This window comes from Bradyrhizobium sp. AZCC 2289 (assembly GCF_036924615.1).
Lineage (GTDB): Bacteria > Pseudomonadota > Alphaproteobacteria > Rhizobiales > Xanthobacteraceae > Bradyrhizobium.
Genome location: NZ_JAZHRY010000001.1, coordinates 3,546,292 through 3,568,956 on the forward strand (window position 1 = coordinate 3,546,292; position 22,665 = coordinate 3,568,956).

Consider the following 22,665-nt stretch of genomic DNA (forward strand, 5'->3'; position numbering starts at 1 on the left):
GAATTTGACCGTGGCTCATCTGCTCGCTATACAGTTTAGAACCGTTCTAAATTGTGAAAAAGGCGCTGCCCGTGAAGAATTTCTCCGATTTGACCGAGCGCGAGGTGCTGGCCGTCGCGATCTCCTCCGAAGAGGAGGACAGCCGGATTTATATGAGTTTCGCCGAAGACCTCGCCGAGCGCTATCCGGATTCGGCCAAGCTCTTCGAGGAGATGGCCGAGGAGGAGCGAGGCCATCGCCACCGCTTGCTCGAGATGTATGAGCAGCGTTTCGGCGCCCATCTGCCGCCGATCCGCCGCGAGGACGTGCGCGGATTCCTGCGCCGGCGCCCGATCTGGCTGACGAAAAACCTGCCGCTCGACACCATCCGCAAGGAAGTCGGGACGATGGAACTGCAGGCCGAGCAATTCTACATCAAGGCAGCCGAGCAGGCCGAGGATGTCGGCGTACGCCGGTTGCTCGGCGACCTCGCCGAAGAGGAGAAGGGCCACGAGAAGCTCGCGATCAAGCTGACCGACCAGATTCTCAGTCCGGACGTGCGCGCGGAAGAGGACAAGACGCGGCGGCGGATGTTCGTGCTGCAATATGTGCAGCCGGGCCTCGCCGGATTGATGGACGGGTCGGTCTCGACGCTGGCGCCATTGTTCGCCGCCGCCTTCGCGACCCATCAGAACTGGCAGACCTTTCTGGTCGGTCTCGCCGCCTCGATCGGCGCCGGCATCAGCATGGGATTTGCGGAAGCTTTGTCCGACGACGGGTCGCTGACCGGGCGCGGATCGCCATGGCTGCGCGGCGCGGCCAGCGGCGTGATGACGGCGCTCGGCGGCCTCGGCCATTCGATGCCCTATCTGGTGCCGGATTCCTGGCCGAACGCGTTCTGGATCGCGACCGGGATCGCGGGCGTCGTGGTGTTCTTCGAATTGTGGGCGATCGCCTTCATCCGCTCGCGCTACATGGACACGCCGTTCCTGCAGGCGGTGTTCCAGATCGTGCTCGGCGGCGCCATCGTGCTCGCGGTCGGCATTCTGATCGGGGCGGCCTAGCCGGTCCGGAAGCCATCATGAAACGAGGTTTCAGGCCGTGCATTCGATTGCACCTTGTGCTGCTGACCGGCGCGGCGCTCTCGGCGCTGCCGGGCCGGCCCGCGAAGGCTACCGACGAGATCCAGGTTTATAACGCCGGCATCGCGGCCCCCGGGCAATTCACGATCCAGCAGCATCTCAACTATGTGGCGCTCGGCCTGAAGGATCCGCCGTTTCCCGGCGGCCTCGTTTCCAATCACAGCCTCAACGGCACGCCGGAATTCGCCTATGGCATCACCGACTGGTGGGAGGTCGGGCTCTATCTGCCCTTCGCGGTCCAGGACCGGCAATTCCTGTCCGATTCCTTCAAGCTGCGTACCCTGTTCGTCTCGCCCAATGCCGAGCAACGCAACTTGTTCTACGGCGTCAATTTCGAGTTCAGCAACGAGACGCCGAAATTCGCGCAGACGCGGTTCGCGATGGAGATCCGCCCCATCATCGGCGTCCGCAACGGCGACTGGGAATTCATCGTCAACCCGATCGTGGATATCGGCTTCGGAAAATATGGCCAGGCGGACTTCGCGCCTGCGGCGCGCGTCGCGCGCAAGGTCGGTTCGGATCTGTCCGTCGGTCTCGAATACTATGCCGACTTCGGCCAGATCGGGAACTTTGCCAGCCTTGCCGACCAGCAGCATACGCTGTTTGCCGTCACCGATTTCAGGCTTGGCGTCTTCGACGTGAATTTTGGCGTCGGTTACGGGCTGACGCCGGCCTCCGATCGCTGGGTGATCAAAACCATCGTCGGATACGCCTTCCCGGTACCCGGCAGCAATCCCGCTGCAAGCGATCGCGCCACCGCCGCCGGACCCGTCAACCCGATGGCGCACGCCTCCGCGCGACCCTACCAGCCCTGATGCAAAGCCGCGCGTCCGACCCGTCGCGCGATTCGAAGTACACCCGAAATTTCCAGGACAAGGCCGCAACATCATGACCGATCGCTTGCAATACGGGACCACCGCAAAGGTCTTCCACTGGCTCATCGTCGCGCTACTGCTGGTGCAATATCCGATCGGCTGGCTGATGCCGGACCTGCATCGCAATACGAAGCCGGGCGCGCCGATGATTTTTCATATCTCGTTCGGCATCACCATCCTTTTGCTGATCGTTCTGAGATTCGTTTGGCGGCTGACCCATCCGGTGGCGCCCGAGCGTTCGCTGCCGCCATGGCAACGGCTGAGCTCGGAAGCCGTGCACTGGCTGCTCTACGTTCTGGTGCTGGCGACGACCGTGACCGGCTGGCTGTTCGCTTCGTTCCGCGGCTGGGCGGTGTCGTTCTTCTATCTCCTGCCGATGCCGATGCTGTCGTCCGGGAATGACGCGGCCGGCAAGACGATCGACGGCCTGCATCAGGATTCTGAATGGGCGTTGCTGGTCGTGATCGGCATCCACGTGGCGGCGGCGCTGGCCCACCTCTTCATCTACCGCGACCGCATCATGCAGCGGATGTTGCCGGGCTAGGTCGAAGGCCGCGCCTGCAACCGCATCCGCGCCGCATCAACTGCCGTTGAGATTGCCGATCTCCGGAAAGAACATGTCTTTCCACGACGCCGGCTCATGCCTGGTGGTGCCGACCTTGTGCATGAATTTTGCGAACTTCATCGTCGCCGCCGGCGTCATGGTCCATTCGACATTGGAGTCGGTGACCACCCTGGTTACCATATCGAGCGGCAGTTTTGAGCCGGTGTCGCCGATCCAGCTCTGCGCGGTCCCCTTCGGGTCGGCCGCAATGATCGCGGTTGCCTCCTTCACCGCGTCGATGAATGCGGCGTAGAGTTCCGGATTGTCCTTGCGAAACCGCGCCGAGGTCCAGGCCACCGTAAAACTGTGCGGCCCCAGCACGTCGAAGGACGACAATACGGTATGGATGTTTTTCTGCTCCAGTTGCTGGAACTGGAACGGCGGCACGCTGAAGGCCGAGGAGATGCCGCCGGTGCCGCTGAGCATGGCGATGGTCGCATCCGGCGGCGACATCGACACCGTGAGCGAATCGAGTTTGGCGTAATTATCCTCACCGAAGGCCGCCGCGGCCGCCATCTGCAGCAACACCGCCTGCACCGACACCTTGATCGAGGGCACCGCGATACGGTCGCGCTCGCCAAAATCCCTGATCGACTTGATGTCGGGATTGGCGGTGTTGAGCAGGAACGGCTGCGAACTGAGCGCGCAGATTCCCCTGACCTCGAAGGATGTACCCAGCGTCTTGTCCCACAGCGTGATCAGGCCGGCACCCCGCCGCTGACGATGTCGGTGGAATTCGACAGCAGCGCCTCGTTCATCGCCACCGGGCCGTTGAAGCGCTGCCAGGACACCTTGAAATCCTTCAAGCCCCGTTGCGCAGCGTACTTCTCGATCAGCTTGTCGCGCTTCATGATGTTGAATTGCAGGTAGCCCATCGAGAACTGCTCGGCCAGCCGGATCTCGGCGGCGCGAGCCGCGATCGTGGCGTTGCCGATGACGAAGGCGACCACCGCGCCCAAAATCCAAGCCGACCTCATTGTTTTCTCCCCGCAGCCTTGCAGTTATTTTTTGTTGATCGAGAGACTACACAGCAAACGGCGCGCGCGCCAATAGCAGGCGCGCCTGCCCGCCGCTGTACAGGTATTGCTCTTGCGGCTCCGGCCCAAACTGAGCATCATTCGCACCACATCGAAAACGAGATCGGGAGTACGCCTTGGCCAAATCGCAATGGAGTTTTAGTACCGCCGTCGAACTGTCGGCCGCGCTGGCTGCAAGGAAAGTATCGGCGGTCGAACTGGCGCAGGACGCGATCGGCCGCATCGAACGGCACGACAACAAGATCAACGCGGTTTGCGTGCGCGATTTCGAACGTGGCCTGGCCGCCGCCCGCGCCGCCGATGCTGCCCTGGCGCGCGGCGAGAACAAGCCGCTGCTCGGCATCCCCATGACGGTGAAGGAATCCTACAATATCGCCGGGCTGCCGACGACCTGGGGTATTCCCGCGCAAAAGGATTTCAGGCCAACCGAAGACGCGCTGTCGATTACCCGCGTCAAGGACGCCGGCGGCGTGATCCTCGGCAAGACCAACGTGCCGCTCGGGCTCGGCGACTGGCAGAGCTACAACGAGATCTACGGCACCACCAACAATCCCCACGATCTCGGCCGCACGCCGGGCGGCTCTTCCGGCGGATCGTCGGCGGCCCTCGCGGCCGGTTACGGCGCGCTGTCGCTCGGCTCCGACATCGGCGGCTCGCTGCGGGTGCCCGCGTTTCACTGCGGCGTCTATGCGCACAAGCCGACATTTGCGTTGGCGCCGTCGCGCGGCCACACGCCGCCACCATTGCCGCCGCTGCCGTTCGACCGCGATCTCTCCGTAATCGGCCCGATGGCGCGCAGCGCCGCCGATCTCTCGCTGCTGCTGGACGTGATCGCGGGGCCCGATCCACTGGAGGCCGGCAAGGCCTACAAGCTCGCGCTGCCGCCGCCGCGCCACACTGAGTTCAGGAATTTTCGCGTGCTGCTGATCGACACCGATCCGGTCATGCCGACCGACAAGGTGGTCCGCGGGTCCCTCGATACTCTGGCCGCCAACCTCGGCAAGGCCGGCGTCAAACTCGAGCGCCACAGCCCGCTGTTGCCCGACTTCGGCGCCTCGACGCGGCTCTATATGCGGATGCTGATGTCGTTCCTGTCCGAATCTTTTGCGCCCGAGGTCTATGCCGGCGCGCAGGCCGCCGCCTCAGCATTGCCGCCCGGCGACCTCAGCCTCGGCGCGGAGCGGCTGCGCGGCATGGCGCTGAGCCATCGCGACTGGGTGATGGCCGACGGCGGGCGCTCGCGGCTGCGGGCGCAGTGGCGCGAGCTGTTCAAGACGTTCGACGCGGTGATCTGCCCGATCATGCCGACCCCGGCCTATCCGCACGATCATTCCGCCGATCAGGAAACCCGCCGCATCGACATCGATGGCAAGGCGCACGTCTATCCCGATCAGCTTGCATGGCCGGGCATCGCCACCTTGCCCGGCCTGCCGTCGACCGCGATCCCGACCGGCTTCTCGCCAGCTGGCTTGCCGGTCGGCGTGCAAATCGTCGGCCCCTGGCTGGAGGATCGCACGCCCTTGATGCTGGCGGAATTGATCGAGCGCGAGTTCGGCGGCTTCGTGCCGCCGCCGATGTTTGATGATTGACAAGAAGGCCTCATCCTGAGGAGCGCGCTCTCGCGCGCGTCTCGAAGGATGAGACATTACGGGCTTCATGGTTCGAGACGGCGCTAACGCGCCTCCTCACCATGAGGGTCGGGAAAACGGAGGAAAACCCATGAGCAACGATCTCGAAGAGCTAACGTCGCTCAATCGCGACTACGTCGCCTCGGTGCAGAATTGCGACGTCAAACGGTTCGACGAAATCCTGGCGCAGGATTTTTATTGTTCCAATCCCGACAAGTCGCTGGTCGACCGCGCCGGATTTTTGAAGCAAACAGCGGTGCCGGTCACCATCAGGAATCTAGCCGCGCATGATGTGAAGATTCGCGTGCTGGGCGATTTCGCCATCATTCACGCCAGCACGAGCTATACCACGGCAGACGGCAAGCCGGCCAACGGGCGCTACACCGATTGCTGGGCCAAGCAGAATGGAAAATGGCTGGCGGTGTCCGCGCATGTATCGAGGTGAGCCCAACTGTCGTCCCGGCGAAGGCCGGGACGACGTCACTCACGCATCAAACATGATCACGCTGCGCACGGTCTTGCCCGCCTTCATCGCGGCAAAACCTTCGTTGATCTCGGAGAGCTTCAGCTTCGCGGAAATCCAGTCTTCCAGATGCAGCTTGCCACGCATGTAGAATTCGACCAGGCGGGGCATGTCGACGCGGAAATGGTTCGAGCCCATCGACGAGCCCTGGATCTTGCGTTCCCTGAGGAAATCGAAACCGTGCAGCTCGATCTTCTGGCCGAACGGGATCATGCCGACGATGGTCGCGGTGCCGCCGGCGGCCAGCATCGCGAACGCCTGCTCGGCGGTTTCCTTGCGGCCCAGCACTTCGAAGGAATGCTGCACGCCGCCGCTGGTGAGTTCGCGCACCTGCTGCACCACGTCGCCGTTGCGGGGATCGACGACGTCGGTGGCGCCCAGTTTGGTGGCAAGTTGTAATTTCACCGGGTTGGTATCGATCGCGATGATGCGGCCGGCGCCGGCGATCGCCGCACCGTTGATCGCGGCCATGCCGACGCCGCCGCAACCGATCACCGCCACGGTTTCGCCGGCCGTGACCTTTGCCGTGTTCACCACCGCGCCATAGCCGGTGATGACGCCGCAGCCGATCAGCGCCGCCAGTTCAAGCGGCATGTCCTTGCGGATTTTGACGATGGCGTTCTCGTGCACCAGCATCTGCTCGGCAAACGATGACAGATTGAGGAACTGATTGAGTTTCTCCGACCGCGCCCACGACAGCCGGTTGGACGCGCCCGGCAGCATCTTCACCGTGGTGTCGGTGCACAGCACCGTGCGGCCGGTGGTGCAATTGTCGCAGGTGCCGCAAAACACCGAGAGGCACGTCACGACATGATCGCCGGGCTTCACATAGGTGACGTCGGAGCCGACCTTCTCGACAACGCCGGCTGACTCGTGGCCGAGCACGGCGGGCAGCGGATGCGGGTAGAGCCCTTCCATGAAGTGCAGATCGGAATGACAGAGGCCGGCGACGCGGGTGCGGATCAGGACTTCGCGCGGACCAGGATTGGGCACACTGACATCCTCGATCACCAGCGGCTTGTTGACTTCATGCAGGACGGCGGCCTTCATCGAATACTCCCTCGCGTTTCTATTTCTTGAACCAGAGCTTGTTGTCCTCCGGCAGCCTACGCCGCCGAAATCAATTCGCCAACCTCAGCCATGCCGACGCCGCGCTCACCGAGCAGATGATCGGTGATGGCGCGTTGAACCGCATTTTCCGTGAGCCGGAACGGATCGCTTGCCACGACGCGATGGTCGATCACCATGCGCGACACCAACAGCCGCCTGGCATCGCCGCGCATCTCGTGGATGCGGCCGCCTTCCCACGCCAGCGCTACCGCACTGGCGACATGATACAGCAGGCTGGTGGCGCGCCGCGCGTCGGCTTCATTTTCCATCCGGCTGGCGACGTCGCGCGCAAAGCCAATGGCGCGGTCGGCCAGATCGCGCAGGCGATTGCGCAAGGCCTGCGGCACATTGGCGCTGTCGTCGAGGCGGGCGTGCAGATCGGCGGCGAGTGCCGCGTCCGCGCCGTGGCGGCCGATCGCGCGTTTCAGCGCATCGATCGCGACGATGTTGCCGGTGCCTTCCCAGATCGAGCCGAGATGGGCGTCGCGCAAAAGCCGGGCGGTGGCGAATTCCTCAATGTAGCCGATCCCGCCGCGCATCTCCAGGGCATCGCCGCACACCTTGCGGGCATCGCGGGTGGCGCGGAATTTCAGCGTCGGGGTGAGGATACGCAGCAGCGCCGCGGCGTCCTGGCTACCGGCTTCGGCGCGATCGAGCGCGTCCGCGGTCAGAAAGCTCATCGACAGCGCCTGCTCGGTCGCCAACATGATCTTCATCAATTGCCGCCGCGCCAGCGGCAGGTCGATGATACGCTGGCCGAACACCACGCGGCCCTTTGCCACCGTCATCGCGTCGTGGTAGGCGCGGCGCATCAGCGCGGTGGATTTGACGCCGTTGGACAGCCGCGACGAATTCACCATCTCGGCCATCTGCACAAAGCCGCGATCGAGCTTGCCGACCGCATAGGCAATGGCGCCTTCCAGCTTGATCTCGCCCGAGGCCATCGAGCGGGTGCCGAGCTTGTCCTTCAAACGCACGATCCGGTAGTGGTTCTGCGAGCCATCCTCGAGCCGACGCGGCATCAGGAACAGGCCGACGCCGCGCGTGCCCGGACCCGCGCCTTCCGGCCGCGCCAGCAGCATCACCACTTCGGCGTCAGCGTTGGAGCAAAACCATTTTTCGCCGGTGAGCCGCCAGTGATCACCTTCCTGCACCGCCGTCGTCGTCAGCGTGCCGACGTCGGAGCCACCTTCCTTCTCGGTCATGAACTGGCCGCCCTGGGTCAGCTTGCTCATGTCGGTCTGGGTCAGGCCGTCGAGATATTTCGCCTTCAGCGCCTCGCTGCCGAAATTATTCAAAAGCTTTGCGCAACCATCGGTGACATTGATCGGGCAGCCCAGGCCGAACTCGGCCTGATTGAACAAAAAAGTAAAGGCGTGTTTTGCCACCACAGGATATTTATCCGGCCAACCCAAAATGCCCTTGCGGACCGACATCGCGTGAATGCCGAATTCGCCGAAGGCTGCCTTCTCCAGTTCGCGATAGGCCGGGTGATATTCGATATACTGGGAGTCGCGGCCAAAACGGTCGCGCTGGTGCAGCACCGGCGTATGACGGTCGGCAAGGCGCGCGCATTCGTCGAGATGACCGCCGGCCAGTCCGCCGAGCCGGTCGAGATGCGGCTCGATATGGCGAAACAGCGCTTCTGGCAAATGCAGACGGAGCAGATCCGTCAGCGCCGGATCGGCCCGATAAAAGTTCATCCCCGAAGTGTCCGGCGCGAGCAGGCCCGGCTGGCCGGCAGAAGCAACCTTACGGTCGTGCTTGAGTGGTTGCATTTTTTGCCTCTTGTTCGTTCCGCCCGATCTTGCTCATCTACCGATAAAGCAGGCGATCACGCCGTCAACATCATAATCGGAGGGCACCCCCATGGCGGACGGATATCGCATCATCGGCGCCGAAATGTCGCCCTACTCGGTCAAGGTCCGTTCCTATTTCCGCTACAAGGGAATTCCGCACCAATGGGTTTTGCGCAATGCGGCAAGCCAGGCGGAATATGAGAAATATGCCAGGATGCCCATCATTCCACTGGTGGTGACGCCTGACGGCACTGGTATCCAGGATTCCACGCCGATCATCGACGCGGTCGAGAAGCTGCACCCGGAGCCGTCGATCCATCCCGGCGACCCCGTCGCGAACTTCATCTCTGCGCTGATCGAGGAATTCGGCGACGAGTGGGGCAACAAATGGATGTTTCACTACCGCTGGGCCCGCGACGTCGACCAGATTAGTGCGGCCGGGCGCATCGCGCGGATGCGCAGCCCGAACGCTACCGAGCAGGAGCATGCCGCGTTCGCAGCCCAGGTGCGCGCCCGAATGGTCGATCGGGTCTGGTTCGTCGGCTCCAGCGCCGCAACCGCGCCGCAGATCGAGGCCGGCTTCCACGAAATGCTCGGCTTATTGAATGATCATCTTGCAAAGCGGCCCTATCTGTTCGGCGCACGTCCGGCCTACGGCGATTTCGGTCTCTGGAGCCAATTCTATGAGATGTGGACCGATCCGACGGTCGGTGCCTTGATCGGCGGCGGTGCACCGCATGTGCTCGATTGGGTGCACCGTATGCTTTGGCCCAGGGACGAAGGTGTATTCGAATCATGGACGGCGCTGGCGCCCACCTTGATGCCGATCCTGACCAATCAGATTGGCGGACAGTTCATGCCTTGGACGCTGGCCAACGAAAAGGCGCTGGCCGAAAAACAGGAAGAATTCAGCGTCAAGCTCGGCGACAAGGTCTGGATCCAGAAGCCCCAAAAGTATCACGCGCGATCGCTCGGCATGCTGCGCGCCCGATATGCAGATGTTGCCGACAAGGCCGCGCTCGATTCTGTTTTGGCGGCGGCGGGTTGCCTTGCCGGATTGCGCGCCTAGATACGGACTCCCGATCATCCAAGGAAAGCGCGCATGGAAACGCCAAAATACAAGAACGCCCTGATCGTGGGCGCCGGTGAGGGACTTAGCGCATCGCTGGCGCGGCTGTTGGCGCGCGAAGGCATCAAGGTGGCGCTGGCCGCGCGCAAGGTCGAAAAACTCGGCGCGCTTTGCACTGAGACCGGCGCCCGCGCCTTTGCCTGCGACGCCACCAACGCCGAAGAGGTCGAGCGGCTGTTCGGCCTGGTCGAACGCGAGATCGGCGCGCCCGACCTCGTGGTCTACAATGCCAGCGGGCGGGCGCGGGGCGCCTTCACCGATCTGGTCGCAGCCGATGTCGCGCAGACCATCGCGATCAGCGCTTTCGGCGGTTTTCTGGTGGCGCAGCAGGCGGTGAACCGCATGCTGCCCGACAAGCATGGCGCGATCCTGTTCACCGGCGCATCCGCCAGCGTCAAGGGCTACGCGCAATCGGCGCCGTTTGCGATGGGCAAATTCGCGCTGCGCGGGCTGGCGCAGAGCATGGCGCGCGAATTGTCGCCGCAGGGCATCCATATCGCGCATTTCGTGATCGACGGCGGCATCCGCAGCGCGGCGCGCGCTGAGCCCGCGGAGCGGCCGGACTCGATGCTCGATCCCGACGCCATTGCGCTCAGCTACTGGAACGTGCTGCAACAGCCGCGCAGCGCCTGGACCTGGGAACTCGAATTGCGGCCATGGGTCGAGAAGTTCTAGGCGCCGTCGTTCCGGGGCGATGCGAAGCATCGAACCCGGAACCTCGAGATTCCGGGTCGGGTGCTTGCGCACCATCCCGGAATGACGGGCAAAAAGAAACAATGGGGGAAACATGACCACCGAGACCAAAATCGACACCGGCACCGACGAATTGTTGTGCGTGATCCGCGACCGCGTCGCCATCATAACGCTGAACCGCCCCGAGGTCCGCAACGCCATGTCGGACACGCTGACGCCGGCGCTGCGCACCATGATCAAGACCTGCGGCGAGAATCCCGACGTCGGCGTGCTCCTGATCACCGGCGCCGGCACCGCCTTCTGCGCCGGCGGCAACGTCAAGGGCATGGGCGCCCATCGCGACAAGAAGAAGCTGGAAATGTCCTATGACGAGAAGGTCGCCGACCTGCAGGAGCGCCAGCGGCTCTTGACCGGCGCGCTGGTCTCGGTGCGCAAGCCGACCATCGCGGCGCTGCCCGGCCCCGCGGTCGGTGCCGGCCTCGCGCTCGCCATGGCCTGCGATATCCGGATCGCGGCGCAATCGGCGTTCGTCTCCACCGGCTATCTGCGTGTGGCGCTGAGCGGCGACTATGGCATCGCGTGGCTGCTGACGCGGCTGGTCGGCACCGCGCGGGCGCGCGAACTGATGTTCACCGCCGACAAGGTCGATGCGGCCAGATGCGAGGCGATCGGCCTCGTCAATCGCGTGGTGCCGGACGACAAGCTGCAAAGCGAGGCCTTTGCGCTGGCCAAATCGATGGCCGAAGGGCCGACGGTCGCCTTGCGCTACATGAAGGACAATCTCGACGAAGCAATACTGTTCGATTTCGCCACGGCGCGCGACCATGAGGCCGAGCGTCTGGTCCGCCTGACGACGACCGCCGATCACAAGGAAGCGGTGCAGGCCTTCATCGACAAGCGCAAGCCGGTGTTCAAAGGGGGCTAGACTTTCAAGCCGCGGCTTCCGCGCGCGCATTCCGCCGGATCACCTGTGGCGGCTGTCCGAAGGCGCGCAGGAAGGCGCGGCGCATGCGGTCGCGATCGGCAAAGCCGGTTTGCCGGGCGATGACTTCGATTGGATGGCGGCTCTGCTCCATCATCAAACGTGCAGTCTCGACGCGCAGGTTCTCGACCGCCTTGGCCGGCGACTGACCGGTCTCAGCGTGGAACGCACGGCTGAACTGGCGTGGGCTGAGATGCGCCGCTTTCGCCAACTCCCTTACCGTCAGCTTCGAGGCGAGATTGCGCTTCGCGTAGGCCAATGCGCCCTGGATGCGGTCGGATTTCGGCTCCAGCTCCAGCAGCGCCGAAAATTGCGACTGGCCACCGGCGCGCCGGTGATAAACCACGAGCTTTTTGGCCACGGCGCGGGCCACGTCGGCGCCAAAGTCCTGCTCGATCAGCGCCAGCGCGAGGTCGATGCCCGCGGTCGCGCCAGCCGAGGTCCATACCGGACCGTCCGCGATGAAGATGCGGTCTTCCTCCACCTTCACGTTTGGAAACCGCGCCTGCAAATCGCGCGCATAGAACCAATGTGTGGTCGCACGCCGTCCGTCGAGCAGACCTGCTTCGGCCAGGATGAACGCACCGGTACAGGTTGCGGCGACCCGCCGGTTTCGCCCCAAGGCCTGCCGCACAAATTCGATCAGGCCCGGCGTCGACGGCTCGATCACGGTGCCGCCGCCAATGATCAGCGTGTCGAAATTCGCATCGCCGAACGGTTTTGCCAGGACGCTCATGCCCATCGAGGCGGGAACAGGCCCGCCAGTCTCTGACAGCAGCCGCACGTCGTAAACCGTCTCGCCGAGATGGACATTGGCGAATTCGAAGGCGGAGATGACGGCAAAACCCATCACCTGAAAGCCGGGGAAAACGACGAAGCCGATGCGCTGCATGAGGGCCTCCAACAATGTCCTAAAACGCCGTTTATATGACATTTGAGACATCGACCCGCAAGCCTAGATCTGCACCAGAGGCCCGAATTCGTCGGGGCATCAGAGGAGACCAGAAACATGAGCACCACCACAAAAATGGGAACGGCACTGATCACCGGCGCCTCCGCGGGTATCGGGGCCATCTACGCCGACCGTCTGGCAAAACGCGGCTACGACCTGATCCTGGTCGCCCGCAACCAGAGCCGGCTCGCTGCATTGGCCCAGCGCCTGAGAAACGAGACCGGCCGATCGGTCGAAACCATTACAGCCGATCTCAATGACAAGGCGGATCTGGCGAGGATCGAGACGACGCTGCGCAACAATGCCGGCATTACGCTGCTGGTGAACAACGCCGGCGTCGGCGCGGCCGGACCGCTGCTCAATTCCGACGTCGAGAAGATGGATGAGATGATCCGCCTGAACGTGGGTGCGCTGACCCGGCTGACCTACGCGGCCGTGCCCGGTTTGGTTGCGCGCGGCGGTGGGACGATCATCAACATCTCCTCGATCGTGGCGATTTCGCCCGAGACCCTCAACGGCGTCTACGGCGGCAGCAAGGCGTTCGTGCTGGCGTTCAGCCAATCGCTGCAGCATGAGCTGGCCCAGAAGGGTGTGCGGGTCCAGGCGGTCCTGCCCGGCGCGACGGCAACGGAGTTTTGGGATATCGCCGGCCTGCCGGTTCACAATTTACCGACCGCGATCGTGATGTCGGCCGAGGACATGGTCGATGCCGCGCTTGCCGGCCTCGATCAGGGCGAGACCGTCACCATTCCGTCGTTGCCCGACAAGGCCGAGTGGGACGGGTTCGACGCGGCACGCCGCGCGATGTCCGGCAAGCTTTCGAGTTCTGTCCCGGCTAGCCGATACGGCATCAAGCGCTCTCGAATCGCTGCGAGCTGACGCGAGCTTTGCAAAAGAAAAAAAGCCCGGTTCTGGTTGGCCAGAACCGGGCTCAGTCTTGTCAAGCCGCGGCCGAGGACAAAGCGCCCTGGCGGGAGAGGGCGGCGAGCCGCCAGCTTGCACAGGGAATGTCTCGCGGCTCGACATCGATATGCTTTTCGAAACGCACCAGCTTCCAGTCGTCGGGCGAATGCGTGAAGGCGTAGCCGGATTTGCGCGCCAGCCCGATCATGGCGTCGTTGGAGCGCAGCGTGTCGCCGAACAGCCGCTCGGCGCCGAACGAAGCCGCGCGGCACTCGAGATTTTTCAGGAGCGCGCTGCCGATGCCGTGGCCCTGCCAGCGGTCGTCGATCGACAGGCCGAATTCGATGCTCGCGGTGTCGGCATTGAAGGCGTAGCGGGCTTCGCCGACGATGGTCTCAAAGCCGTCGACCACCATGGTCGCGACCACGCTGAACCGCTCGGCCTCGCCGACATGGATGAAATGCTCGAGCAGGCTCTTGGGCAGTTCGCTCATGGCGCCGAGGAAGCGGTTGTAGCGGGAGCGGGTCGAGAGCGCGCGGAAATAGCTCTGCAATTCCTCGGCATCGCGCGGCTCGACGAAGCGCACGGTCACGGCGCTGCCGCTGCGCGAGCGCAGCACGTCGGAATACTGCCGGAGATCGTCGAAACGCAGCGCTGTCATCACACGCTCCCATCAATCTCAAAAAAGTTGCCGGCACCCCTCACCAGAGGCGGCGCCGGCTCGGCTGCGCAGTTACGCCCGCCAGAACGGTTTTTCGGCTTCGAAAGCGACATCGCTCCGGGACAAGCCGACGTCGTGCAGGTCGCGGTCGGTCCACTGGGCCAGCTCGCGGCGAGCCTGGTAGCGCTGACGCCAGAGGTGGAAAGTATCGCTCAACTGGCTCAACAAGCCCGGAACATGATGATTTGTCATCGATTCATGGGTGCAGGTAGACATTTTGGCCTCCTACGGCTAATCTGTTGCCGCTAATATCTGCGCCATCAGGGCTTTCTACAAACGACACTTTGTGCCGCTTCACATGAGATAAACTCATGTATTTGGAATTGCGGAAATGACCGCCAGACTGCCCTCGCTCAATGGACTCCGCGCCTTCGAGGCTGCGGCCCGGCACTTAAGCTTCACGCAGGCCGCCTCCGAGCTGAACGTGACGCAAACCGCGATCAGCCATCAGATCAAACGGCTGGAGGAAGAGCTCGGGGTTCGGCTGTTCGTCCGCCAGAACCGCGCGCTGGCATTGACGCCGGAGGCGAAAGACTACCTCCCCGGGATCCGTGCCGCGTTCAACGATATGCGGCTTGCGACCGACCGCCTGCTGCGCAAGGACGACGGCCATGTGCTGACGGTTTCGACGCTGGCGTCGCTGGCCGCAAAATGGCTGTTGCCGCGGCTTTCCGCATTCCAGGAAGCCCATCACGGCATCGACGTGCGGATCACGACCTCGACCAGCCTGGTCGACTTTCATCGCGACAATGTCGATGCCGCGATCCGCTACGGCCGCGGCCAATGGCCGGGCGTTCGCGCCGAATGGGTGATGGCGGACGAGCTTTTCCCGGTGTGCAGCCCCGCGCTCGCGAACGGAAACAAGCCGCTGAAATGCCCCGAAGACCTCAGGGATCATGTGCTGCTGCACACCAGCAACGCCAACAGCGACGACTGGCGGCTGTGGCTGACGGCCGCCGGCCTGCCGACCGACATCTCGAAACAGCCGGACGTGACCTTCGACCTCATCTTCATGACCGTGCAGGCCGCGATCGACGGCGTCGGCGTGGCGATGGGCCGGACTGCCTATGTGCAGGACGACATCGCCAAGGGCCGGCTGGTGGTTCCATTCAAGATCGCACTGCCGTCCGACGCCGGATTCTACCTCGTCTCGCCGCAGGGCAGAGCCGATTCCCCAAAACTTTCGGCGTTCCGGCAATGGCTTATCGCGTCCGCACAGGGCAAATCCTGACGCTGCGCCATTCGGCCGTTTTCCAATCGAGCTATGCGTTTTCGGGGTTGGTCGCGCCACGCGGGCGTGCCAAATTGCCGCACAAGGCAGGGTAACTGCCTCGGCTGGCGAAGCTTTTTCCGTCGGCCCTTTGTAACGGGGAGAAGGGGCGTCATGGCGCAATCGGGGACTTCGGACACACCGCAAATCAAATCGCGCATCGGCGCCATCTTGCGCGCGACCAGCGGCAATTTCCTCGAGCAGTTCGATTTCTTCCTGTTCGGCTTTTACGCGCCCCTTATCGCCAAGGCGTTCTTTCCGTCCCATGACGAGACCGCCGCTTTGCTCAACACCTTCGGTGTATTCTGGCTCGGCGCCCTGATGCGCCCGGTCGGCGCGATCGTGCTCGGCGCCTATATCGACCGGATCGGCCGCCGCCTCGGCCTGATCGTGACGCTGGCGATCATGGCAATGGGCACGGTTATTATCGCGTTCTGTCCGACCTATGCGAGCATCGGAGTTGCCGCACCTGTCATCGTGCTGATCGGTCGCCTGCTGCAGGGCTTTTCCGCCGGCGTCGAACTTGGCGGCGTGTCGGTCTATCTTTCCGAGATTGCCACCCCCGGCAACAGAGGATTCTACACCTCGTTTCAGTCCTCCAGTCAGCAGGTCGCCATTTTCGTTGCGGCCATCATCGGCTTTATCCTGAACGCGATGATGCCGGCTGCGATGATCGAAGCATGGGGCTGGCGAATTCCGTTCTTTATCGGCTGCATGATCATTCCCGTCATTTTCGTGCTGCGCCGGACGCTGGAAGAAACGCCGGCATTCCTCGCCATGAAGAAACATCCGACCACGGCAGAAGTCTTCAGTTCGGCGGCCGTCAACTGGAAGATCATCCTGCTCGGAATGATGCTGGCCGCCATGACCACCGTGACCTTCTACTTCGTCACCGTCTATACGCCGTCCTTTGGCAAGGAACTGAAACTCTCCGCCCAGGACAGCCTTCTGGTCACCCTCCTGGTGGCCGTCACCAACTTCATCTGGAATCCGGTCGGCGGCGCACTGTCTGACCGGATCGGTCGCAGGCCCGTATTGCTGGCGATTGCAGGCCTGTCGTTTGTGACCGCCTATCCCGCGCTGCTTTGGCTCACAGCCGCTCCGACTTTCGGTAAGCTGCTGGCGGTCGGAATGATGTTTTCGCTCTATTTCGGCGTTTACAGCGGCACCATGCTGGGCGCGCTGGTTGAAATCGTCCCGGCGCATGTTCGCACCACCTGTTTCTCGCTGGCATTTTCTCTCGCAGCGGCGCTGTTCGGCACGTTTACGCCCTTTGCGGCAACCAAGCTTATCGCCATGACAGGTGACAAGGCGTCCCCCGGCTTTTGGCTGATGTGCGCCGCGGCGAGCGGTTTCATCGCTGCAATCGTCATCTACCGCAGTGGAGCGATCGAGGCGCGCGAACAGGCGGTCGCCGCGCAGCAGGCGTGAGACGGCCGGCTGCCGGTTTTGCTTTCCATGCAAACAAGATAACAAGAGCGCATGGTCGATCTGACGCGTAAATTCGATGTGCTGGTGATCGGCGGCGGCAATGCCGCGTTGTGCGCCGCGATCAGCGCCCGCCGCGCCGGCGCCTCCGTGCTGGTGCTGGAAGGCGCCCCGAAATTCTATCGGGGCGGCAACACCCGCCACACCCGCAACATGCGCTGCGCCCATGATTCGGCGACCGACATCCTCACCGGGCCCTATACCGAAGAGGAATTCTGGAACGACCTGTTGGTTGTCACCGGCGGCCAGACCGACGAAGAACTCGCAAAGTTCATGATCCGGGAGTCCAAGGACATTTTGGGCTGGGTCGTCGAACAGGGCGTGCGCTGGCAGCCGTCGCTCGGCGGCACGCTGAGCCTCGGCCGCACCAATTCGTTCTTCCTCGGCGGCGGCCGGGCGATGCTGAACGCGCTCTATCTCACCGCCGAAAAACTCGGCGTCGACATCCTCTACGACGCCGAAGTGCTCGACCTCGAGATCGACAACGGCATGTTCCTCTCGGCCGCGCTGAAGCAGGGCGACGGCCGCGTCGATGTCCGCGCCTCGGCGCTGGTGGCCGCGGCCGGCGGTTTTGAGGCCAATATCGAATGGCTCAGGGAATATTGGGGAGAGGCCGCCGACAATTTCCTGATCCGCGGCACGCCCTATAACCGCGGCTCGATCCTGAAGATGCTGCTTGCCAAGGGCGTGCAGGAAATCGGCGATCCCACCCAATGCCATGCGGTCGCGATCGACGCCCGCGCGCCTAAATTCGACGGCGGCATCATCACGCGGCATGACTCGGTCGTGTTCGGCATCGTCGTCAACAAGCACGCCCAGCGATTCTACGACGAGGGCGAGGACATCTGGCCGAAACGCTATGCGATCTGGGGCCGGCTGGTGGCCGCCCAGCCCGACCAGATCGCCTACATCATTTTCGATTCGACGGTTGTCACGAGCTTCATGCCGACACTGTTCCCGCCGATCGCAGGGGAATCGATCGCCGAACTCGCCGTCAAACTCGAACTCGATCCGGCGGCGCTCGAAACAACCCTCGCCGATTTCAACGCCGCGGTGCAGCCCGGCACCTTCGACCACACCATCCTCGACGATTGCCGCACCGAAGGCGTGACACCGCCGAAGACGCATTGGGCGCGCAAGATCGAGACGGCGCCTTATCTCGCCTATCCGGTGCGGCCCGGCATCACCTTCACCTATCTCGGCACCCGCGTGAACAAGCAGTCGCAGATGCTGATGAAGGACGGCAAGCCCGCCGCCAACATGTTCGCGGCCGGCGAGATCATGGCCGGCAACGTGCTCGGCAAGGGCTATGCCGCCGGCATCGGCATGACCATCGGCAGCGTGTTCGGACGGGTTGCGGGACGGGAAGCGGCCAGAAATGCGAAAAACTAATGGCCGCCAATATCTGAGGGAGAAGCCATGCCACGCCTTGCGATTGCTTCCGCCGCGGCTGTTCTGATGGCCTCGACGTTGGCCAATGCCGCCGAGCCGCTGGCACTGCGTGACATGGGCTCGTTCCATGTCGGCGGCCGCCTGGTCGAGATCAGCGGCAAGCCGGTCAAGGAGGTCACCTTTACGCCGGGCGGCGTGCCGGCAAAGGTCGATCCGAACGGCACCTATCAGGTCGAGCAGATGTATGTGCAGTATTTTCTGCCCGCCAACGAGAAGGGCGCCTATCCGCTCTTGATGTGGCACGGCGGCGGCCTCACCGGCGTCACCTACGAGACCACGCCCGATGGCCGCGAAGGCTGGCTGAATTACTTTTTGCGCAAGGGCTGGAGCGTCTACAATTCGGATGCGGTCGAACGCGGCCGCGCCGGCTGGGCGCAATACCCCGATATTTTCAAGGGCGAGCCGGTGTTTCTGACCACCAGCAATCCGTTCGAGCGCTTTCGCATCGGCGACGGGCCGAATTCCTACGATCCCGATCCCGCAAAACGAAAACTGATGCCCGGCAGCCAGTTTCCGAACGAAGGCTACGAGAATTTCGTCAAGCAGAACGTGCCGCGCTGGACCACCACTGACGATGCGATCGTCGCGGCCTATATCGCCGAGATCGACCGCGTCGGCCCCTGCATTATCCTGTTCCACAGCCAGGCCGGCACGTTCGGTTTCAAGGTGGCGCAGGCGCGGCCCGACAAGGTCAAGGCCTTGATCGCAATCGAGCCCGCCGGGGTCGGCGATCCCGCGAAGGTGGAAAGCTTGAAGAACATCCCGACGCTGATCGTCTATGGCGACTACATCGACCGCGACTCGCGCTGGCCGAAGATCCGCGCCACCGGCGTTGCCTTCGCCGACAGCATCAAGGCCGCTGGCGGCAGCGTCGATGTGGTCGATCTGCCCAAGGTCGGCATCACCGGCAATTCGCACATGATGATGATGGACAAGAACAACGCCGAAATCGCCGGCCTGATCCAGAAATGGCTGGAAGGCAAAGGCCTGACGAAATAACCAATTTGGCTTTGGGACAGGAAGCGGCGCAGCATGCACGGAACCAGGATTCTCGAAGAGGCCGACCGTCTGATGACGGTCTGCAATTCCTGCCGCTATTGCGAAGGCCTCTGCGCGGTGTTTCCGGCGATGGAAATGCGCCGCTCGTTCTCCGACGGCGACCTCAATTATCTCGCCAATCTCTGCCATAGCTGCGGCGCCTGCTACACCGACTGCCAGTTCTCGCCGCCGCATGAGTTCAACGTCAATGTGCCGCAGACGCTGGCGATCGCGCGAAACGAGTCCTACGCGGCCTATGCCTGGCCGCGGGCGTTCTCCGGCATATTCGCCCGCAACGGCCTCGCCATCAGCGTGATCGCCGCGCTCAGCGTCGCTGCCTTCATCTTCGGCTTTGCGGCTTTCACCGACCGGCAGGTATTGCTCGGCATTCATACCGGCCCGGGCGCGTTCTACAAATTGATGCCGCACAACGCGATGGCGGCGCTGTTCGGCGCGGCGTTTCTCTATGCGATCGTCGCGCTGATCATGGGCGTGCGCGCGTTCTGGCGCGACATCGCAGAGCCCGTCGGCATGAAAACAGACGCCAAATCGCTGTTGCAGGCGATCCGGGATGCCGGCGAGTTGCGCTATCTCGACGGCGGCGGGGTCGGCTGCTTCAACGAGGACGATAAGCCGACCGACCGCCGCAAAATCTACCATCACCTCACCTTCTACGGCTTTGCGCTGTGTTTTGCGGCCACCTGCGTCGCGACGCTCTATCATTTCCTGTTCGCGCGCGAGGCGCCGTATGCGTGGTGGGATCTGCCGGTGGTACTGGGCACGCTCGGCGGCATCGGGCTGCTGATTGGGCCCGTGGGATTGCTCGCCGAAAAATGGAAGCGCGATCCCGTACTGGTCGATGAAGCGCGCATGGGGATGGATGTCGCCTTCATTGCGATGCTGTTTCTGACCGGTTTGACCGGCATCTCGCTGCTGCTCTGGCGCGATACGGCGGCGATGGGACCGCTGCTGGCGCTGCATCTCGGCGTGGTGTTCGCGCTGTTCATCACCATGCCCTACGGCAAATTCGTCCACGGCATCTATCGTTTCGTCGCATTGGTACGCTATGCGCGGGAGCGGCAGATGATGGGGCATGTTTAAGGTCGTCATTGCGAGCATCCGACCTCGTCATTGCGAGCGAAGCGAAGCAATCCATTTCACCGCGTAAAGGAAGAATGGATTGCTTCGTCGCAAGAGCTCCTCGCAATGACGTGGTGGGATCGCGATTCAACTTTCAAACAGCGGATGCACGTTCGCCTTCTCGCGGCATGATTTGCCCGAGGTTTGCATGAATGTCTGTCCCTCGATCGTAGAGGGAGCAGGGAATGCCGGGTGCGCGCTGCACCCGCGGTCTCGTGTGCAAAGATGCACAAAAAGAAACGCACACGAGCATACAGGTTCAGCGGAAACACTCCGGCATTCCCCGCGCAATGGCTTTACGGCTTATGCCGCGCTCTCCCCGGCGACGAATTCCTCTTGTCACCGTCGTTGGCGGATCAAGGCTGATCAAGCTCGGTTGAGTTGATTTCGCCTCCGCCAACTTGACACCAGCAACGGGTGCCAGGACCACACGGTTTTGCCGTACGCTGAAAGCGCCGTTCGTCCTGCGCGCAGGTATCGCTCACGAGAAACTCGCCCTGCGACACCGTTTCGCGCCGACGCTAAAGCGTCCACCGCATCCCCTCCCGCGTTCGTGACGATCGCGATACGCCCCTCTTGCCGGGAAAGGATGGGGCGAGCTGGTAGCGCTGATTTGCCCGACGGGACAAGCGGAATATTTTCTCAAGCGGGGCTGGACAGCTTTTTTTGATTTGCCCGTCGGGCAAGCTTTGCACGACGTTCGACCACGGCCGCACCCCGAAAGCCAGAAAATCTGCCTACCTTTTTACCTCTCTTTCACGAATCCCCCGTAAAAGCACCGTGCCGAGGCCGCCGCATCCCTGCATCAGAGATGACGCCGTGTCTTCGCTCCACGCATCCGAGGTCGCGAATGGCCGAGGAGCGACCATCAAGCTGACAGAGATCAGCGGCCGCTCAAACTCATCCACTCACCTTGCGGAATTGCCGTGCCAGTTCAGGATTTTCTCAACCAGCGAGCGGTGAACGTCGTGGTCAGCGGAAGCTACACGCTTCCGAACTGGTATGACCCGCAGGGCAAGCTTCGCACCTTTGCCTGCCGCACCACGCGCGTGTCGCCGTTCCGGATGATTGTCGACGTCCCCGTGGTCGGCAAGATCGGCGACCGTCTCACCTCCTACTTTCGAGACTTCGGCAAATTCGAAGGCAGCATCAGTGACACGATGCAGGGCAGCTTCCTGCTCGAGCTGGAGATGACCCGCGCCAGGCGCGAGAAGCTCTCCGATATGCTGACCTGGATTGAGAAGAAGCAGAAAGATTCGACGATTCTCGATGGCAGAAGGCATGCGCGCATCGTCCCGCCGCATCCGCATTCCATGCTGACGCTGGCGGATGGATCGATCCATCCCTGCTTCATCATCGATGCCTCGGCCTCCGGCGTTGCGGTATCGGCCGCGGTGCAGCCGCCCGTTGGCATGCCGCTCGCGGTCGGCGCGTGCATCGGCCGCGTCGTTCGGCTGCTGCCTGACGGGATCGCGGTCAAGTTCATCGAGCAGCAGAACGTCCGGAATCTCGACCGCCTGATCGCGAGAGCGGCTCCGGTACAACCGGCAGCCACCCCCGACCTGTCCGAGCCGGCCGTTTCGGCAGCGTGAATGGGGCGCACCGTCTTGCGCCGTCATTGCGAGCCAACGGGTCGCGCAAACGCGGGCGCCCGATGACAGGCTCCGCGAAGCAATCCATCGTGCCACGTAAAGAAAGAATGGATTGCTTCGTCGCTTCGCTCCTCGCAATGACGGTGAACTACAAATCCACCACCACGTAATCGCTCTCGACCGACACCGCCAACGTCTCTGCGACATACGGCCCCTTCACCACGGCTGACCCCGGCTCGACATTGACCGGATACGCCTTCGCGCGAAAGCGCTTGGGGTCGCAGTAGGATTGCCCGGTGCGGATATCGAATTCCCAGCCGTGCCAGGGGCAGCGGAGGATCTCGCCGAGCCTCGTATATTCGATCTCGCCGGGGTCGGTGGATTGCGCGAGCCCGATCAAGGGGCCTTCGCACAGCGCCGCGCCCTGATGCGGGCAGCGGTTCAACAGGCCAAAGAACTCGCCCTTGATATTGAAGATCGCGATCGGCCGCTCATCGATAACGAGGAATTTTCGCGTGCCCGGCGGCAACTCGTCCACCGGGGCAATGACATGACGGACCATTTTAATCTCTGCGCATGATCTGTTTCGGAAAACCGGTTCCCACTTT

23 protein-coding genes are annotated in these 22,665 nt (G+C 62.9%); 15 read left to right on the forward strand and 8 right to left on the reverse strand.

From position 1 onward, the window contains the following. The first annotated feature begins 71 nt into the window (after window positions 1–71). The 3 genes from mbfA to V1289_RS17055 all read left to right on the forward strand — a co-directional run bounded on the left by mbfA (window position 72) and on the right by V1289_RS17055 (window position 2,540). Window positions 72–1,043, forward strand: coding sequence for an iron exporter MbfA (gene mbfA, locus V1289_RS17045; protein WP_309180106.1), 972 nt, complete (start codon window positions 72–74; stop codon window positions 1,041–1,043). Window positions 1,044–1,060: 17 nt separating this feature from the next. Continuing rightward, window positions 1,061–1,936 carry a hypothetical protein gene (locus tag V1289_RS17050; RefSeq protein WP_334397974.1) on the forward strand — a complete coding sequence of 292 codons (876 nt, stop codon included), beginning with the start codon at window positions 1,061–1,063 and terminating at the stop codon, window positions 1,934–1,936. Between the two features lie 73 nt (window positions 1,937–2,009). Continuing rightward, entirely contained in the window at window positions 2,010–2,540 is a 531-nt protein-coding gene (locus V1289_RS17055) for a cytochrome b (RefSeq protein ID WP_334397975.1), read from the forward strand. A gap of 36 nt (window positions 2,541–2,576) precedes the next feature. On the opposite strand, the gene V1289_RS17060 is transcribed toward V1289_RS17055, so the two are convergent. Together V1289_RS17060 and V1289_RS17065 are read right to left on the reverse strand one after the other, a co-directional pair. Beyond that, window positions 2,577–3,158, reverse strand: a complete 582-nt coding sequence (locus tag V1289_RS17060) for a hypothetical protein (RefSeq protein ID WP_334397976.1) — start codon at window positions 3,156–3,158, stop codon at window positions 2,577–2,579. Window positions 3,159–3,298: 140 nt separating this feature from the next. Further along, window positions 3,299–3,577 carry a hypothetical protein gene (locus tag V1289_RS17065; RefSeq protein ID WP_334397977.1) on the reverse strand — a complete coding sequence of 93 codons (279 nt, stop codon included), beginning with the start codon at window positions 3,575–3,577 and terminating at the stop codon, window positions 3,299–3,301. A 176-nt stretch (window positions 3,578–3,753) separates the two neighbouring features. Here V1289_RS17065 and V1289_RS17070 point away from each other — a divergent pair, with 176 nt between their 5' ends. Then, the gene (locus V1289_RS17070; protein ID WP_334397978.1) at window positions 3,754–5,226 is read left to right on the forward strand and encodes an amidase; all 1,473 of its coding nucleotides are present in this window, start codon (window positions 3,754–3,756) and stop codon (window positions 5,224–5,226) included. Window positions 5,227–5,356: 130 nt separating this feature from the next. Continuing rightward, complete coding sequence (locus V1289_RS17075) at window positions 5,357–5,710, forward strand: nuclear transport factor 2 family protein (RefSeq protein ID WP_334397979.1); 354 nt, start codon at window positions 5,357–5,359, stop codon at window positions 5,708–5,710. A gap of 39 nt (window positions 5,711–5,749) precedes the next feature. Here V1289_RS17075 and V1289_RS17080 read toward each other — a convergent pair whose 3' ends face one another. Together V1289_RS17080 and V1289_RS17085 are read right to left on the reverse strand one after the other, a co-directional pair. After that, window positions 5,750–6,838 (reverse strand): Zn-dependent alcohol dehydrogenase, encoded by a 1,089-nt coding sequence (locus tag V1289_RS17080; protein ID WP_074272975.1) that lies wholly within the window; start codon window positions 6,836–6,838, stop codon window positions 5,750–5,752. 56 nt (window positions 6,839–6,894) lie between these two features. Then, on the reverse strand, window positions 6,895–8,676 hold the full coding sequence (locus tag V1289_RS17085) for an acyl-CoA dehydrogenase family protein (RefSeq protein ID WP_334397980.1): 1,782 nt from the start codon (window positions 8,674–8,676) through the stop codon (window positions 6,895–6,897). A 91-nt stretch (window positions 8,677–8,767) separates the two neighbouring features. Between V1289_RS17085 and V1289_RS17090 the strand changes: the two genes are divergently transcribed. The 3 genes from V1289_RS17090 to V1289_RS17100 all read left to right on the forward strand — a co-directional run bounded on the left by V1289_RS17090 (window position 8,768) and on the right by V1289_RS17100 (window position 11,444). After that, entirely contained in the window at window positions 8,768–9,766 is a 999-nt protein-coding gene (locus V1289_RS17090) for a glutathione S-transferase family protein (RefSeq protein WP_334397981.1), read from the forward strand. 33 nt (window positions 9,767–9,799) lie between these two features. Further along, window positions 9,800–10,501 (forward strand): SDR family NAD(P)-dependent oxidoreductase, encoded by a 702-nt coding sequence (locus V1289_RS17095; RefSeq protein ID WP_334397982.1) that lies wholly within the window; start codon window positions 9,800–9,802, stop codon window positions 10,499–10,501. A 112-nt stretch (window positions 10,502–10,613) separates the two neighbouring features. Further along, window positions 10,614–11,444: an enoyl-CoA hydratase gene (locus V1289_RS17100; RefSeq protein ID WP_334397983.1), complete on the forward strand. Its 831-nt coding sequence runs from the start codon at window positions 10,614–10,616 to the stop codon at window positions 11,442–11,444. A 4-nt stretch (window positions 11,445–11,448) separates the two neighbouring features. Here the strand turns inward: V1289_RS17100 and V1289_RS17105 are convergent, their stop codons facing one another. Then, on the reverse strand, window positions 11,449–12,393 hold the full coding sequence (locus V1289_RS17105) for a GlxA family transcriptional regulator (RefSeq protein WP_334397984.1): 945 nt from the start codon (window positions 12,391–12,393) through the stop codon (window positions 11,449–11,451). 117 nt (window positions 12,394–12,510) lie between these two features. On the opposite strand from V1289_RS17105, the gene V1289_RS17110 reads away from it, so the two are divergent. Then, window positions 12,511–13,332 carry an SDR family NAD(P)-dependent oxidoreductase gene (locus V1289_RS17110; protein WP_334397985.1) on the forward strand — a complete coding sequence of 274 codons (822 nt, stop codon included), beginning with the start codon at window positions 12,511–12,513 and terminating at the stop codon, window positions 13,330–13,332. Between the two features lie 61 nt (window positions 13,333–13,393). On the opposite strand, the gene V1289_RS17115 is transcribed toward V1289_RS17110, so the two are convergent. Next, window positions 13,394–14,017, reverse strand: coding sequence for a GNAT family N-acetyltransferase (locus V1289_RS17115; protein ID WP_334397986.1), 624 nt, complete (start codon window positions 14,015–14,017; stop codon window positions 13,394–13,396). Between the two features lie 72 nt (window positions 14,018–14,089). Beyond that, window positions 14,090–14,293 carry a DUF1127 domain-containing protein gene (locus V1289_RS17120; protein WP_334397987.1) on the reverse strand — a complete coding sequence of 68 codons (204 nt, stop codon included), beginning with the start codon at window positions 14,291–14,293 and terminating at the stop codon, window positions 14,090–14,092. A gap of 115 nt (window positions 14,294–14,408) precedes the next feature. Between V1289_RS17120 and V1289_RS17125 the strand changes: the two genes are divergently transcribed. The 6 genes from V1289_RS17125 (at window position 14,409) to V1289_RS17150 (ending at window position 22,057) form a co-directional block, all read left to right on the forward strand. Continuing rightward, a complete protein-coding gene (locus tag V1289_RS17125) occupies window positions 14,409–15,308 on the forward strand; it encodes a transcriptional regulator GcvA (RefSeq protein WP_334397988.1) in 900 nt (299 codons plus the stop codon). A 153-nt stretch (window positions 15,309–15,461) separates the two neighbouring features. Continuing rightward, the gene (locus tag V1289_RS17130) at window positions 15,462–16,778 is read left to right on the forward strand and encodes an MFS transporter (RefSeq protein WP_334397989.1); all 1,317 of its coding nucleotides are present in this window, start codon (window positions 15,462–15,464) and stop codon (window positions 16,776–16,778) included. Between the two features lie 60 nt (window positions 16,779–16,838). Next, complete coding sequence (tcuA, locus tag V1289_RS17135) at window positions 16,839–18,227, forward strand: FAD-dependent tricarballylate dehydrogenase TcuA (RefSeq protein WP_334407510.1); 1,389 nt, start codon at window positions 16,839–16,841, stop codon at window positions 18,225–18,227. Window positions 18,228–18,254: 27 nt separating this feature from the next. Then, window positions 18,255–19,286 carry an esterase gene (locus V1289_RS17140; RefSeq protein WP_334397990.1) on the forward strand — a complete coding sequence of 344 codons (1,032 nt, stop codon included), beginning with the start codon at window positions 18,255–18,257 and terminating at the stop codon, window positions 19,284–19,286. Between the two features lie 33 nt (window positions 19,287–19,319). After that, the gene (gene tcuB, locus V1289_RS17145; protein WP_334397991.1) at window positions 19,320–20,426 is read left to right on the forward strand and encodes a tricarballylate utilization 4Fe-4S protein TcuB; all 1,107 of its coding nucleotides are present in this window, start codon (window positions 19,320–19,322) and stop codon (window positions 20,424–20,426) included. A gap of 965 nt (window positions 20,427–21,391) precedes the next feature. Next, window positions 21,392–22,057 (forward strand): PilZ domain-containing protein, encoded by a 666-nt coding sequence (locus tag V1289_RS17150; RefSeq protein WP_334397992.1) that lies wholly within the window; start codon window positions 21,392–21,394, stop codon window positions 22,055–22,057. 148 nt (window positions 22,058–22,205) lie between these two features. Here the strand turns inward: V1289_RS17150 and V1289_RS17155 are convergent, their stop codons facing one another. Further along, window positions 22,206–22,619, reverse strand: a complete 414-nt coding sequence (locus tag V1289_RS17155; protein WP_334397993.1) for a Rieske (2Fe-2S) protein — start codon at window positions 22,617–22,619, stop codon at window positions 22,206–22,208. Between the last annotated feature and the right edge of the window lie 46 nt (window positions 22,620–22,665).